The sequence below is a fragment of the Microbacterium sp. PAMC21962 genome, from assembly GCF_019443465.1.
Lineage (GTDB): Bacteria > Actinomycetota > Actinomycetes > Actinomycetales > Microbacteriaceae > Microbacterium > Microbacterium hominis.
In genome coordinates this window covers 2,947,274-2,962,123 of sequence record NZ_CP080381.1, presented here as the reverse complement: position 1 = coordinate 2,962,123, position 14,850 = coordinate 2,947,274, and the positions used below count along the sequence as shown (strand labels likewise).

The window sequence follows — 14,850 nt, the reverse complement described above, 5'->3', positions numbered from 1 at the left end:
ACGCGTTACCAGCGGTAGTGCGCGAAGGCGCGGTTCGACTCGGCCATCTTGTGGGTGTCCTCGCGGCGCTTGACCGCGGCACCGAGGCCGTTCGAGGCGTCGAGGATCTCGTTCTGCAGACGCTCGGTCATCGTCTTCTCACGACGACCCTTCGCGTAGCTGACGAGCCAGCGCAGCGCGAGGGTGTTCGCGCGGTGCGGCTTGACCTCGACCGGCACCTGGTAGGTCGAGCCACCGACGCGGCGGCTCTTGACCTCGAGGGTGGGGCGGACGTTGTCGAGCGCCTTCTTGAGCGTCGCGACGGCATCCTGGCCGTTCTTGGCCTCGACGCCCTTGAGGGCGTTGTAGACGATCGACTCGGCGAGCGACTTCTTGCCGTCGACGAGGATCTTGTTCACCAGCTGGGTGACGATCGGAGCACCGTAGACCGGGTCGTTGACGACGACGCGGCGAGGTGCGGGTCCCTTGCGAGGCATCGGACTCAGCCCTTCTTGGCGCCGTAGCGGCTACGGGCCTGCTTGCGGTTCTTGACGGCCTGGGTGTCCAGGGCGCCGCGAACGATCTTGTAGCGGACACCGGGGAGGTCCTTGACACGGCCTCCACGGACGAGCACGAGCGAGTGCTCCTGCAGGTTGTGGCCCTCACCCGGGATGTAGGCCGTGACCTCGGTGCCGTTGCGGAGCTTCACACGGGCGACCTTGCGCATGGCCGAGTTCGGCTTCTTGGGCGTGGTCGTGTAGACGCGGGTGCAGACACCCGCCTGCTGGGGGTTCGACTTCAGGGCGGGAGCCTTGGTCTTGGTGACCTTCGGCGAGCGACCCTTGCGAACCAACTGCTGAATGGTTGGCACGTTCTCTCCTTGTAAGTCCGTGCGGTCTTCTCGTCCGCACGGGTGCTGCACGGTGACAGCGATGGTGGTTTCACCACAGATCCACCGGCGCGGCGGTGTGCCGAGCGTGTGTGGTGGATATGCCGTGGGGGCGGCCTGTTCGCAGACCGGTCCCGCTGTGTGCACCCGCCCCTTCCGCAGGCCGTGGCACGGCGGATGGCGCGCATACGCGCACACCCGGTCAATACTACGCCGTATGACGAACTCGGGCAAACGCGCCCGGTGAGTCGCCGCACGGCCCACGGATGCCGTCGCGCGGGCGCCCGCTCAGTGATCGAGACGCTGCAGATGGAACTCTTCGTCGCCCAGGAAGAAGCGCTCGCCGGCGTCGATCTTCGATCCGGGTTCGACCTCGACCTCCTCGCCCATCAGCGTGCGCACGAGCACGCCGTTGGTCGAGGCCAGATCGGTGATGGTCCACACGTCGTCGTGGCGTTCGAGGCGCGCATGCGTCTTCGAGACGGTGAGCGCCTCCCCCGGCACCGCGACCAGCTGCGCGCGCGGGAAGGCGGCGTCGCCGGAGGGTCGGCGCCCCAGGATGACGATGTCCGAGGTGATCGGCACGGGGGCGCCCGAGACCGGGACCAGCTGCCAGGTGGGCTTGCGGGCCCGGCGCGTGATGATCGTCTGATCGAGGTCGTCGTCGCCGGCGTCCCCGCGGCGGTGCTGGGCGGCGACGGCGCCCGCGGCCGAACGGGGCGACCCGGCGGCGGGCGAGCCGATGACCGCGGAGACCTCTCCCGACAGCTCCGGGAACCCGTCGGGCTCGTTCGGGGCGACCGCGAACGCCGGCCACGGGCGGGCGCGGCGCAGCTCGGGTTCCGGCGCCTCCGCGGACGGCCGGGCGGCGGCCGGCGGGGCGGCATCCGTCGCGGCCTCGGGCTCCGCACGGCGGGCGGGCGCCGGCTCGGGCATGGCGGCACGGGCCGCCGCCTCCGCCGCCGAGACGCGCTGGACGGGCGCATCCGCCGGCGCGGCCGCCTGCTCCGACGGCGACGGCAGCGCCGTGCTGCGCCGGCCCGGCACGAAGTCGATGGGGGCGTCCTCGGTCACCGGCGGCATCGCGTGGCGCCACCCGGCGCCCGAGCTCGGCGGGAACGGCGACGGCGCGATCGCCGAGACGTCGTCGATCTCCGACGGCCATGCGTCGTCGTCGGAGGGAGGGCCGGCCTCGGCGGACGAGGCGACGACGGCCGCGGCGGACACGGGCGCGGGCGCCGCGGGGCGCGTGGCCGCCGGCGGCGGGGAGGCGGCGGGCGACGGGTCCTCCGCGGCGGCGGGCTCGTGGGACGCCGCCGGGGCATCCGCGACCGACGCACCCGGGACGAGCGGGGCATCCGCCGGGCGGTCGTCGAGGACGGACGCCGCGGACTCCGGCGGCGCGGTCGTCGTGTCGGGCGGGGTCCACTGCGCGGCCGGCGCGGAGGGCGGCGGCGCGAACAGGCGGACCAGGTCGTCGTCGGTCTCGTCCGCGTCGGCGTCCTCGCGGCCGCGCGCGAGGGCGGCATCCGGGGCGGCGGCATCCGTGGGCGCGGCCAGCGGCGGCTCCGGGACGAACGGCCCCGTCGGCAGCACGGAGACCACGACCGGCGCGGGCGATGCCGGCTCGGCGGCGAAGACGCCGCCGAGGGTGGCGGCGCGCGACGCGCCCTCGGAACGCGATCCCCCGGCGCGGGCACCCAGCCAGCGGGCCGGACCGAAGCCGAGGATGCTCGCCCAGACGACGAACAGCACGGCGGAGACCACGGTCATGCCGGCGCCGTACCCGAATCCGGGGTTGATGCGGTGCGCGGCGACGATCAGCAGCACCCAGACCGCGACGGGGCCGAGGACCGGGACGAGCAGGAGCAGGATCAGCCAGGGACTGAAGCCGCCCCACGCCAGCACCGTCGCCTGATTGAAGAACGGCACCCAGCCCTTCCAGGCCTCGTCGCCCATCTTCCGGAACATCGCCGCGAGCGCCAGGGCCGTCCAGACGTACAGGGCGAGCCCGACGCCGACGGCGACCAGGCCCAGCAGGGCGCCGACGGAGTCGCCGATGGGTGCGTTCATGCGGTGCGCCGCGGGCGGGATGCCGCGCGACTCCCCCTCTCGAAGTGTGACCGGAACGATCGCGGGACGAACGATCTCAACGATACGGCCGCACGGAGCCGGCGCCACCGGGTCGGTGCGAGCGCGGTGCGTTCCTCGTCGACGATCCGCCAGAACGCATCGGCCTCGTCCGCGTCGATCACGCGCGCAGAGAACACCGCTTCGTCCGCGGCGCGCGCGAGGCCGCCGGCGGACGGGCGCGACAGCGCGGCGGCGATCTCGGTGCGCGTCGCGGCGGCCGGCAGCGGACGGCGCGCGTCGGTCGCCGCATCCAGGTACTCGTCCCATCCGCCCGCGATGCGCGCGGCCGGAGCCTCCTGCCGGCGGCGGCGACGACGGCGCACGGCCTTGGCGATCACGATCGCGAGGAAGGGCCCCGCCAGCACCAGCAGGACCGCGAGCACACCGCCGGCGACGCCCAGCGCCGTCCACAGTCCACGCAGATCCAGAGCGTCGGAGCGATCGGCGGGGGCGGCGGTGTCCTCCTGCGCGGGACGCTGCGGCTGCACCTCGTCGACGCCGTCGGGACGCACGGAGGTCGCGATCTGCGGGTCGGGCTGCTCCGTCACCTCGCGCTGCGGGGGGCGGGTGTGCTGCGGGGTCACGTCGACGGGGATCCACTCCCCCGTCGACGCGCGCACCTCGACCCAGGCCGACACGTCGCCGGCGCGGCACACCCCGTCCGTGCACGCGGCGGCATCCGGATCGGTCGACGACAGACGCGTGCCCACGACGATCCGCGCCGGGAAGCCGAGCTCGCGGGCGATGAGCGCGACGGCCACGGAGAACTGCTCGTCGTCGCCGACGGCGGCCACGAGGTCATCGGATGCCGCGGCGGCCGGGTCGGCCTCACGGGCCAGCAGCGCCGTGAACATGTCGTCGATGCGGGCGAGCGAATGGCCCGACGCGCTCGGGGCGAAGCGGTACCCGCCCGCGGCGGACAGCTCGCGCATCCAGGCGGCGCCGCCGTCCTGGCCCGTGAGGGCATGGCTGAGGTAGCCGCGCTCCCGCAGCAGGGCGACGAGCCCCTCCAGGGCCGCGCCTCCCGTGCCGGTCGCGTGCTGCTGGACCCACGTGCGCAGGCTCGCCGGAGCCGCCGGTGCGCCGCCCGCGGCATCCGACGCTCCGCTCGCGGCGGACTGCCCGCCCGGCGCCGACACCGAGGCCAGCGCCGGCGCCGGCGGCACCGCGGCGCGCAGACGGTACTCGTCGCCGTCCTGCCAGGGGGCCGTCTCGACAGCGGCGTCGCGCGCGTCGCTCACGTAGAACCCGTCGGCGAGCACGCCGGCTCGCGGGCCCGTGAACGAGACGGATGCCACGACGCCCGCCGACGGCATCCAGAGCCCGTCCAGCGCCCCGATCGAGAAGACGGCGTCCACGGGGGCGCCGGCCGCCATCGGGCGCGCCGACGCGAGGCGCACGAACGGATCGCCGGCGGCGTCGGTGCGGAAGACGGCGCCGTCGTAGGCGTCGAGGACCGCCAGCCGCACCCGATCGGGGACGGCCTCGCCGGACACGCGGAAGAGCTCCTCGTCGATGCGCGCGTCCGCGAACAGGGCGCGGTACGAGCTCAGGGGGCTGACCGCCTGCGAGATCTCCTCCCGCGGGCCGGTCACGCCGCGCAGCACGTCGCGCTGTTCGGGGGCGGCGACCGCGGGGACGGCGAGCGCCACGACCGTGGCGATCGCGACCATCCCGGCCCCCAGCGCCGCACGCCGCAACGCGGGCCCTCGCCGGCGGGGCGGCGCCGCACCGAGGCGCGCGCCCGCGTCGTCGGCCGCACGACGCAGGGCACGCCGCCGCCCGTCGCGCGTGCGCCACGCCAGCCACAGCACGCCGCTGAGCAGGACCCCCGCACCCACGGCCGTCTCGACCGGTGCGCGGAGCGTCACCGCGCCGATGACGAGCGGCGCGCTCACCTCGGCGCGCCCGAACAGCAGTCCGAACGCCGCCATCGCGATGGCGACCGGCACGGCGAGGACCGCGAGCGCATCCGTGCGCCAGGCGAGCAGCAGCACGCTGGCGGTGCCGACGAGGAAGACGACGAGCGCGGGGACGAGGAGGTTGCGGTAGGAGCCGACGGGCAGCTCCACGGTCAGCAGGTCCTTCCACCCCCACAGCACACCGGCGCCCAGCTCGCCGAGTCCGTGCACGACGTCCTCCGCGGAGCCGGTGCGAGCCGGCACGGCCAGCGGTACACCCACGATCAGGATCGTCGCGGCGAGCAGTCCCGCGGCGGCCCACCCGCTCCAGCGCCGCCACGCCACGAGGGCCGCGACGGCCGCCGCGAGCACCGCGGCGACGGCGACGAGCAGCAGGAAGGCCGGCGAGCGGTAGAGGGGCCAGGCCGCCACCGCGGCGAGCACCACCGCCACGAGCGCGTAGATCCCGCCGGCGACGATCCTCATGAGCGTGCGCCTCTCAGCAGCAGCCCGGCGAGGTCCTCGATCGTGCCGATCGTGAGCACGGTCAGCGGACCGGCCGCCTGCGTGCGCGGATGCGCGCGCTCGTCGCAGACGACCGCGATCACCGCGGCATCCGCGGGGAAGGCCAGGGCCGCCAGACGCAGCGTCGCCAGCCCCACCCCGGAGCCCGCCACGAGGACGACGACGGACAGCCGCTCGTTCGCCTCCGCGGTGAGGCGGCAGACCTCGGGGAAGGACATCGTCTCGGTGAGGCGCTCGACGCCGCTGAAGCCGTCCAGGACCACGCGCGGCGAGCCGGCGGGGATGTGCCGGATCGCGCGGAGGCGGCCGCGGACGACGCGCGGGATCTCGGCACCGACGACGATGTCGAGGTCGCGCGCGTCGTGCACGGCGCGCAGGGCCAGGGAGCCGGCGGCGCTGACGGCCAGCTCGAACTCGTCGTCCGAGGCGTACTCGCCCGCCGCGAGGCCGAGCACGACCGCCATCCGCGACCGCCGGGACTCCTCGTACTGGCGCACCATGAGCCGGCCGGTCTTGGCGGTCGACTTCCAGTGGATCTGGCGGCGGGCGTCTCCGGGCGCATACTCGCGGATGGCGTGGAAGGACATGTCGGCGTCGACGAGCCGCCGCGTGGCACTGCCGTCGAGGTCGCGGATGAGGCCCGCGCTCGACGAGGGGACGGCGACCGTGCGGGGGTGCACGAACAGCTCCTGCACCTCCTCGAACGCGTGCTCCCGGCGCAGCAGGCCGAGGGGATCCGAGCGGATCGTGGTCGCGGGTCCGATGCGCACGACGCCGCGGCGCTGAGGGGGCAGCTCCAGGGCATGCCGCGACACGGCGCCGGGGGCGAGCAGCGGGACGCCGAACTCGACCAGGCCCGCCCCGATCGGCACGTCGATGCGCCCCGGAAGGGCCGTGCGCGACCCGACGTTGCGCACCTCGACCGTCGCCCGGGCGGGAGTTCCGGCCACGACCCGCAGCCGGTCGAGCACGAGGCCCACCTCGTACGCCCGTGCGTTCAGCAGGAACGGGATGCCGAGGATCAGGAGCGTCAGGGCCGCGACACCCGCGACGATCGCCTCGACCCAGCCGAAGACGATGCCCGCGGCGAGTCCCGCCGTGGCGGCGAGGATCACCAGCGCGCCCGCGGGACGAACGGTCGCGCGCGCCCACTGGACCACGACGTGCGCGCCGGCGCGCACGGTCGTCCACGCGCGCGACGCCCGCAGCGCCGCGCCGACGAGGCGACGGCCGCGGCGCGCGGTGACCTCCGTGCGCTCCCCGGTGAGGCCCCCGGCCGACGTCCGGGTGAGCCGCGACTCGGCCGGCAGGGCGCGGCTGTCGCCGAGCGTCACACCGGCTCCCGGCGGGTGGGCGGCGCGACGTCGAGCAGCACCTGCCCGACCACGGCCTCGGGCGTGACCCCGTCGAACTCGGCCTCCGCGTGCAGGATGAGGCGGTGGGCGAGGACCGGCACCGCCAGACGCTTCACGTCGTCCGGGGTGACGTAGGTGCGGCCGTGCGAGGCGGCGCTGGCCCGCGCCGCCCGCGTGAGCGCGAGGGCGCCGCGGATGCTCACCCCCAGGCGCACCTCGTCCGCGGCGCGCGTCGCGTCGACGATCCGGGCGATGTAGTCCAGGACGAGCGCGTCGACGTAGACGTCGGCGGCGAGCTCCGTCATCCCGACCAGCGCGCCGGGGGTGATCACGGCGGGCAGGTCCGCGATCGGCACCGCGGCGCGGTCGAGGATGCGCACCGTCGCCGCGTGGTCGGGGTAGCCGAGCGCCGTCCGCAGCAGGAAGCGGTCGAGCTGCGCCTCGGGCAGCCGGTACGTTCCGGCCTGCTCGACGGGGTTCTGCGTGGCGAGCACGAGGAACGGCGCGCCGACCGTGCGCGAGACGCCGTCGATGGTGACGCGCCCCTCCTCCATGACCTCCAGCAGGGCGGCCTGCGTCTTGGGGCTCGCCCGGTTGATCTCGTCGGCGAGCACGATGTTGGCGAAGATCGGACCGGCGTGGAAGTCGAAGGTCCCCGTCTTCTGGTCGTACACGGTGATGCCGGTGATGTCGCCCGGGAGGAGGTCGGGCGTGAACTGGATGCGCGTCGTCGTGCCCTGGACCGACTGCGCGACCGCGCGGGCGAGCGACGTCTTGCCCGTGCCCGGGACGTCCTCGATGAGCACGTGCCCTTCGCTCAGCATCGCCGTGAGCACGAGCTCGACGACGTGGCGCTTGCCGAGGACGGCGCGCTCGACGTTGTCGGCGAGCTGCGCGAACGTCTGCGCGAACCAGGTCGCCTGCTCGGTGGTGATCGTCATGGGGGACTCCGTGGGGGTCAGCCGGCCGGGTCGGGCGCGGTGGAGGGCGTGCAGCGGGTGGACAGTTCTGCGGTGGCCGGCGACAGGTTCCAGCCCTGGCCGGACCAGTCGACGACGACCTGGATGCCGGCGACGCGCGCGGCATCCGCCGGCACCGTCCACGGGTCGGCGCCGGGGGCGATGAGCGCGTCGTTGCGGTCGTAGTAGCGGATGGCGGCGGCGTCGAAGGCGATGTCGGCGCGCGAGCCGCTCGAGCTGCCCGAGGGCTCGAGCGTCGCTCCGCCCGTGCAGGATCCGAGCGTCCACGAGGCCTGCACCTGGTACGGGGCGCTGCCCGGCGCCGGGGTCACCGCCCCCCAGGCGGACTGCCACCAGCCGTCCTTGTGCTCGTAGCGCACCTCGATCCCGGGGTCTTTGTCGAACACGCTGCTCGGCAGTCCCCGGAAGACGACGTCGTTCTCGTTCGGCGGCGTCTCGGGGGAGGTCGGCGTCTGATCGATCGTCCAGGTCGCCCGGCCGGCGTCGTTCCCGCTGCCGCTGACGTGGGCCGTCGGCCCGACCACGAAGGTGTAGCCGGTGGGCGCGGCGCCGCTCTGCGTGGCGCGCACCTGCTGCGTGACGGTCGCCCGCCCGAACGACGTCCCGTCGTACCAGGACTCGACGCAGAGCACGAAGGTGTACAGCCGCCCGTCCGGAAGGTCGCCGAAGACTCGCCGCGCGCCGTCCTCGCTCGTGCGACAGCTGTCCGCCGAGACCGGACCGTCGGCGGCGGGCGGGCCGTCCACGCGCACGATGCCGTAGCGCACGCGCGCGTTGTCGCCGCCCGGCGACGCCGTGCCGACGGCGGTGATGTCGACCCGGCCGCCGCCGACGTTCACCGCCGTCAGGCTCAGCGCCGCCCCGGTGGGCGCGCCGATGCCGTAGGCCTGTACCGTCATGCTCCCGATCGCGGGGCCGGGAAGGCCCGGGGGGACGGCGTAGCGGGAGACCGGGGTCACCGTCACGGGCGTCGCGGTGTTCGCGCCGACGCGGAACGTCGGGACGGACACCTGGGTCTGATCGGCGGCGACGGCGATCGTGCGCGTCTCGCCGGAGGGGCTCGAGATCTGCAGTGCGCCGGTGTCGGCGGCATCCACACCGGTGAGCGTCAGCGCCGCGACGCCGCCGTCCGCGCCCGCCACGACGGGGACGGCGCTCCCGCCCGTCGGAGCGGCGGGCGGATCGTAGGCCCACGCGGTGGTGCGCACCGACGTCAGCGAGGCGCCGACGGCGTTGACGGCCACCGCCTCGTAGGAGCGCTGCTCGCCGTTGGGCGCGCTGATCGGCGGGCAGATGCCCTGCGGCGTGCACACCGCGACCCGCTGCCCGCCCTGACGCACCTCGAAGCCGGTGAGAGCCGGATAGGCGGCCTGCGCCGGTCCGGGGTCCACTCGCAGCGTGAGGCTGCCGTCCGCATACGCGGACTGCGCGACGCTGGCCGGCGCGCGGGGGAAGCCCTGCAGGTCGAGGAGGATGCGCCCGTCGCGCGCGCTCGCGCTCTGGCGCCCCTGCGCGTCGCGGACCGTGAAGCTCGCCGCGCAGGCCGCACCCGGCGCGTCGTCGGTCCAGCTGGCGACGACGCTCGTCGGCGAGACGACCGCGAACGTGACCCCCGTGCACGCCGCCGCCGGCGCCACCGCGACCACCTGCAACGGCGTGCTCGGCAGCGGGTTGACCTCGCCGTTGGCCCCGATGACGTCGATCGTGCACGAGCTGCCGGCCGCCTGGCTGCACTGCTGCTGCACCGCGCCGCCCTGCGGGAGGGTCGAGGGCGCGGCGCCGACGCGGAGCGAGACGCGGGCGGGGGCGACGCCCGGGTGCGAGGCGACCTGCACCACGACGCCCTCGACGGTTCCGGGAACGGCGGCGTCGCGCCCGCGGACGGTGAGCTGGGCGCCCTGCAACGACACGTCGAAGGATGCCGGTGTGCCGTCGATCCGGTAGACGATCGCCTCGGGACGGCCCTGCCAGGTCGTCATCGCGCCGAGGTCGAACACCTGGGTGTCGCCGGGGGCGACCTCGAGGGCCGCCGGCGACAGCCGCGGCTGGGGGTCGAGCGGGGTGACGACCACCGCGATCGACAGCACGGTCCACGTCGACTGGCCGGACAGCCGGACCGGCACGAGGCAGGCGTCGGTCCAGGGGGCGTCCGCGCCCGCGGTGTAGCGCAGCGTCGTGCCCGACACCACCGTGCACGTCGCGGCCGCACGCGCACCGGAGGCGCGCACCTCGTCGGACATCTCGAGCGTGCGCCCGCGCGGCACCGCGACGAGCGTGCTGACGTCGACGTCGGCCTGCGCGTTCTCCCCCACCGTCAACGGCGGCGACCCCGGCCGGAGGGTGAGCGGGGCGTCGGCGACGGCGGGGATCCGCAGGAACGCGTAGGTGGTCACCGGTCCGGCCACGGTGGGGCCGGTGACCGAGAACGCGATGAGGTGCGCGCCGTCGTCCACGCTGCCGCGCAGGCGGGTGCCGTCGACGGTGATCCCGGCCGGGGCGCCCCACAGCCCGACGGTGAGCTCGTCCGTGTCGCCGCCGGACCACACCGCCTTGCCGGCGAGCACGTCGATGCCGCGGGCCAGGTCGTCGCGTCCGTCGGCGCTGAGCACGGTGTCGGAGACGACCGGGAAGTCGGCGACGCGCTGGGCGACCACCTTCACGACGATGAGGCCGCGGGCGGTGTTGCCCGACGAGGAGACGACGTCGTACAGGAAGGACATCGTCCCCGGAGACGCGCCGGCGGCGATCGTCAGCGCGTCCTCGCTCTGCGCGACGATCCGATCCTGCAGCCGCGCGAACTCGGCGGTCGGCGTGCCGTCGAGCGCGAACTCGGGCACGTCGGGGCGCACGCGCTCCAGCGTGAGACGCCCCTGCAGGGGATCGATGTCGTTCGCGAGCGGATGCACGCGGATGACGTTGCCGTCGCCGGCCTGCACCTGCACGTAGTCGGTGTAGGTGACGGGGGCGGGGCTGGCTTCGCCGTCGAGCACTCCCACCCGCACGGTGCCGATGGCGCTCCGACCCGACGGGTCGACGACGCGATAGGCGAAGGAGTCCTGCCCGGAACTGCCGGCGACGCTCGAGTAGACGATCGACGCCCCGTCCGCGGAGATCACGGCGGAGCCGTGCGCCGGCTGGTCGACGATGCGGTCCAGCCGCACGACGTCGCCGTCGGGATCCATGCCGAAGCCGCTGAACGGGATGGTCGTCGACAGGCCGCTGAGCACACGGCCGGACAGGGTGCGCGGCAGCGGATCGCGGTTGCTCTCGTCGCCCGCGACGCGGATCCGGACCGTCGCGATGTCACCGAGGGCCGGGGCCCCGGTCGTGAACGCGCGGTACTCCACGGTGTAATCGCCCGGCGTCGTCGGCGCCAGGTAGCGCAGCACGTCCCCGGCCGCGAAGGCGAGGGCGTCGGGGCTCGACGAGACGATCGACTCGGGGTCCAGCCGCGGCCGGGTCCCGACGGCGGCGACGTCGTTGTCGAGCACCGGGATGTCGATCTGCGAGCCGGCGCGGACGACCACACGGTCATCGACCGCGATCGGCGCCTGCTCGTCGGCGGGGGGCAGCAGGTACACGGTGGCCTCGCCGATCACCGACGAGCCGTCGTCGGTCGTCCCGTCGCCGACGCGGTACGAGACGGTGCCGAGCAGCCCCGACGCGCCCGAGGGCGTCGTCCCCGACACCCGCAGCTGACTCTGGGCCACGATGTCGGCGGACAGCGACGCTCCGGTCGCCGGACGGATGACCGGATCGCTCAGCAGCAGCACGCGCCGCGTCGGGTTGGTCACCGCGGCCAGCACGTCCACCGTCGCATCCGCCTGCGGCCGGACGAAGGCGACGACCGGCGCGGTCGACAGGTTCGCGGCACCCGCGGCATCCAGGAGTGTGAGGCGCACCGTGCCGGTCGCCTCGCGTCCGCCCGCCGAGACGGTGACGGCCACGCGGTAGGCGCCCGGGGATGCCGCGGCGAAGTCGAACGTCGTCGAGCCGCCGACGACCGTCGCCGTCGCGGCGGCGTCGTCGAGCACGCGCGCCGCCGTGAGGGTGAGGTCACCCGCCGTGCCGGTCACGTGCGGCGCGACGTCCACCGCCACGCGCGAGCCGGCCACGTCGACGACGGCGAACGACTGCACGACCGGCTGCGCGTCGTCGCGGATGCGGATCACGAGCTGCCGCGTCGCCGTGGCGCCGCGGACATCGGCCACGGTCACCGTGACCGACGCGGCCTGCTCGCCCTCGACACCCGTGTCGTGGTGCTGGAAGACGACATCGCCCTCCGGCGTCGTGGCGACCTGCCCGAGCCCGGAGTCATCGGTCGCCGACAGCAGGAGCACGGGATCGCCCTCGGGATCCACCCAGTCGCCGAGGACGGGCACGCTGACGGTTCCGCCGGGGGCCACCTCCGGGCTCGGCCAGTCCTGCCGGCACGCCTCCACGCCGCACCAGACCGGAGCGGAGTTGTCCTCGTCGGAGACCGCCCGCAGCGTCACGGTCGCCGGCGGCGACAGCAGCCCGTCGGCGGTGGTCCCGTCGGTGACGGCGTAGGAGAAGGCGGCGGTCCCCGACGCCCCCGGCGCGACCCGCACCGCCAGGCGCTGGCGGTCGTCGGTGGTCGTCACCGTTCCGAAGGCCGGGTCCAGCCCCGTGACGGATGCCGGATCGACGGCGAGCACGTCGTCGTTCGGATCGTGGTCGTTCAGCAGCACCGGCAGGCTCACGAGAGCCCCGGGGCGCACCCCGAAGGCATCGTCCTGGGCCACCGGCGGACGCGGGTCGATGACCGGCGGCGGCTTCTGGTCGTTCGTCTTCGGGGCGGTCTGGACGTCGTCCTCGATGTCCCAGTTCTGACTCGACGGAAGGAGCCGCCCGTCGGGCACCGACCACACCCACCCGGATCGGGCGTCGTTGAGGACGACGCCGTCGCCGGCATCCACGAACACCGGTCGGCGCTGCGATCCGAGCCCCTGCCCGGCGTAGTCCAGCGGCACGTCCGCGCCGGTCGAGGTCCACAGCGTGCCGCCACGCGTGCCCTCGCCGAGCCACGCCGCGCTCACGACGCCCTCGCGGACGACGGGGCGCGCCGGCGTGCCGCGCGAGGTCGTGCTGTCACCGAACACCCGCTCCGCGCCGTCGCCCGACACCGGGATGCGCACGAGCCCGGACTCGTCGGCGACGTACACCGCGTCGCCGTCGGCCGAAGCACGCCCCACCGCCGTCGCTCCGGCGATCGGCACGCGTCCGCTTCCGCCGCGCGTCCAGAACCGCCCCGCGTCCGCCCCGCCCGTCTCCACGAGCACCCAGTCGTCGCCGGCGCCCGTGAGCACGGGCCGCTCCACCGTGGCCGCGACGGTGTCGGTGGCCAGGACGCTCCCGGTGGCGGCGTCGATGCGGGCCACCGTGCCGGCACTCGCGGAATAGCTGAAGACCGTGCCGCCCGATTCGGCGGCCACCGCCACCGAGGCCGCCACGTCGACCGCCGCCGCCGGTCCCGCCGATAGCCTGCCCACGAACACCGTCCCCGCGTCGGTGCGGTAGGCGACGATGTCGCCGGAGGCGTCCATGTCGGCGGTCCCCGCCGGCGCCGCCGTCGCCGAGCGCAGGCCGTCCGCGTCGAGATCGACCGGCGCGGCGTCGTCGATCCGCACGACCTTCGCGTCGCTGTCGGTGAACATGTAGGCGGCGTCGGCGGCGCCGACGATCCGGCTCGGGTTGCTGACGGCGCGCACGGTGTCGATCTCACCGATCGCGGTGTTCACGCGGGCATAGCGCAGGGAGTCGGCCTGCAGCACCCACGCCGTGGTCTGACGCGGCGGCGTGCGCTGGGCGTCCAGGCCCGGCCAGACCACGCTCACGCCGGCGATGAGCGCCAGCGCCGCGCCCGCGGCGGCGAGGCCCACGACCGTCCCGCGTTTCATGGGCCGATCACCGTCCACAGTGCGGCCCCGGCGGCGAGGAGTCCGCCCACCGCGACGATCGCGCCGACCACGGAGAGCACGATCACGCGTGGGGACCACAACCTGCGCGGCTCCGAGGCGCTGAGCCCGGTCGCGTCGTCCTCGGCGCTGGGGGTGCGGCGCGCGACGGCATCCGTCGGAACGCGGCGCCGGCCCTCTGCCACGCGGCTGCGGGCCGGGCCGCGCGCGGACACGTCGGTGAAGTCGACGGCGTCGGATGCCGGCATCCACTCCTGGGTCGGCACCTCCAGCGGCGTCGGCGCGAGTCCGACCGACCGCTGCACGTCGCGGATGGCTTCACCGAACGCGCTCGCCGACGCGTAGCGACGGTCGGGATCGCGGGTCATGGCCGTCGCGAGCACCTGCTGCAGCGCGTCGGGGACGTCGGGGCGCGGGATCGGGACGAAGGTCGCGCGAGCGATGCGGCGCCGCATGAGCTCGCGGGTGTTCTGCTCCTTCTCGCGACGCTCGAACGGGCTGTGCCCGGCGAGCAGGGAGTACACGGTCGCGCCGAGACTCCAGACCTCGCTCGCGATCGTGCCGCCGCTGTGCTCGGCGACGACCTCGGGCGCACTCCACGGGATCGACATCGCGAGCACGTCGGAGGCCGCGCTGCGCTGCAGCGACGACGAGATGCCGAAGTCGGCCAGGACCGCCGACCCGAAGCTCGTGACGAGGATGTTGCTCGGCTTGATGTCGCGGTGGATGAGCCCCGCCCGGTGCGCGGACTCCAGCGCTCCCGCCAGGCGCACGGCGACCGCCATCACCTCGTCGACCGGCATCCGCTCGATGCGGTAGCGCTGGGCGAGCGAGCCGGGGCAGTACTCCATGACGATGTACGGGCGCCCGTCGGCCGAGATGCCCGCCTGGTAGACGGTGACGATGGCGGGATGCGCGGACAGATGCGCGAGCACGTCGGCCTCGGCGTTGAACATGCGCAGCAGATCGGGATCGCGCTCCCCCGCCGGCAGCACCTTCACCGCGACGGCGCGCCGGGGCATGTCCTGCTGATACAGGAAGACGTCGGCGAAACCGCCGGACCCCAGTGGACGCACATAGTCCAGCCCCGGCAGCTGCGGCGGCGCAGACGGGAGCCTGCGCGTCATGGCACCCCTCAGTCATCTCACG

General features: G+C 74.8%; 8 protein-coding genes. All 8 read right to left on the bottom strand.

Annotated features, from left to right (window positions below):
• Nucleotides 1-5: 5 nt before the first annotated feature.
• The 8 genes from rpsG to KY498_RS13865 all read right to left on the bottom strand — a co-directional run bounded on the left by rpsG (nucleotide 6) and on the right by KY498_RS13865 (nucleotide 14,828).
• Nucleotides 6-476, bottom strand: a complete 471-nt coding sequence (gene rpsG, locus KY498_RS13900; RefSeq protein ID WP_005050524.1) for a 30S ribosomal protein S7 — start codon at nucleotides 474-476, stop codon at nucleotides 6-8.
• A gap of 5 nt (nucleotides 477-481) precedes the next feature.
• A complete protein-coding gene (gene rpsL, locus KY498_RS13895) occupies nucleotides 482-850 on the bottom strand; it encodes a 30S ribosomal protein S12 (protein ID WP_017201609.1) in 369 nt (122 codons plus the stop codon).
• 306 nt (nucleotides 851-1,156) lie between these two features.
• Nucleotides 1,157-2,941 (bottom strand): DUF5684 domain-containing protein, encoded by a 1,785-nt coding sequence (locus tag KY498_RS13890; RefSeq protein ID WP_191009077.1) that lies wholly within the window; start codon nucleotides 2,939-2,941, stop codon nucleotides 1,157-1,159.
• Nucleotides 2,938-5,388, bottom strand: a complete 2,451-nt coding sequence (locus tag KY498_RS13885; protein ID WP_191009078.1) for a transglutaminase domain-containing protein — start codon at nucleotides 5,386-5,388, stop codon at nucleotides 2,938-2,940. The genes KY498_RS13890 and KY498_RS13885 overlap by 4 nt, the downstream gene beginning before the upstream one ends.
• Nucleotides 5,385-6,761, bottom strand: a complete 1,377-nt coding sequence (locus KY498_RS13880) for a DUF58 domain-containing protein (protein ID WP_082808026.1) — start codon at nucleotides 6,759-6,761, stop codon at nucleotides 5,385-5,387. Before KY498_RS13880 ends, KY498_RS13885 begins: the two co-directional genes overlap by 4 nt.
• A complete protein-coding gene (locus KY498_RS13875; protein WP_191009079.1) occupies nucleotides 6,758-7,723 on the bottom strand; it encodes a MoxR family ATPase in 966 nt (321 codons plus the stop codon). Before KY498_RS13875 ends, KY498_RS13880 begins: the two co-directional genes overlap by 4 nt.
• A gap of 17 nt (nucleotides 7,724-7,740) precedes the next feature.
• The gene (locus tag KY498_RS13870) at nucleotides 7,741-13,683 is read right to left on the bottom strand and encodes an Ig-like domain-containing protein (RefSeq protein ID WP_191009080.1); all 5,943 of its coding nucleotides are present in this window, start codon (nucleotides 13,681-13,683) and stop codon (nucleotides 7,741-7,743) included.
• A complete protein-coding gene (locus tag KY498_RS13865) occupies nucleotides 13,680-14,828 on the bottom strand; it encodes a serine/threonine-protein kinase (protein ID WP_060958400.1) in 1,149 nt (382 codons plus the stop codon). Before KY498_RS13865 ends, KY498_RS13870 begins: the two co-directional genes overlap by 4 nt.
• Nucleotides 14,829-14,850: the final 22 nt, after the last annotated feature.

What these genes read in the sequence shown, in the direction of transcription:
- KY498_RS13885 (WP_191009078.1), bottom strand. Translation starts at nt 5,388, where the DNA reads ATGAGGATCGTCGCCGGCGGGATCTACGCGCTCGTGGCGGTGGTGCTC.
- KY498_RS13875 (WP_191009079.1), bottom strand. Translation starts at nt 7,723, where the DNA reads ATGACGATCACCACCGAGCAGGCGACCTGGTTCGCGCAGACGTTCGCG.
- KY498_RS13870 (WP_191009080.1), bottom strand. Translation starts at nt 13,683, where the DNA reads ATGAAACGCGGGACGGTCGTGGGCCTCGCCGCCGCGGGCGCGGCGCTG.
- KY498_RS13890 (WP_191009077.1), bottom strand. Translation starts at nt 2,941, where the DNA reads ATGAACGCACCCATCGGCGACTCCGTCGGCGCCCTGCTGGGCCTGGTC.
- rpsG (WP_005050524.1), bottom strand. Translation starts at nt 476, where the DNA reads ATGCCTCGCAAGGGACCCGCACCTCGCCGCGTCGTCGTCAACGACCCG.
- KY498_RS13865 (WP_060958400.1), bottom strand. Translation starts at nt 14,828, where the DNA reads ATGACGCGCAGGCTCCCGTCTGCGCCGCCGCAGCTGCCGGGGCTGGAC.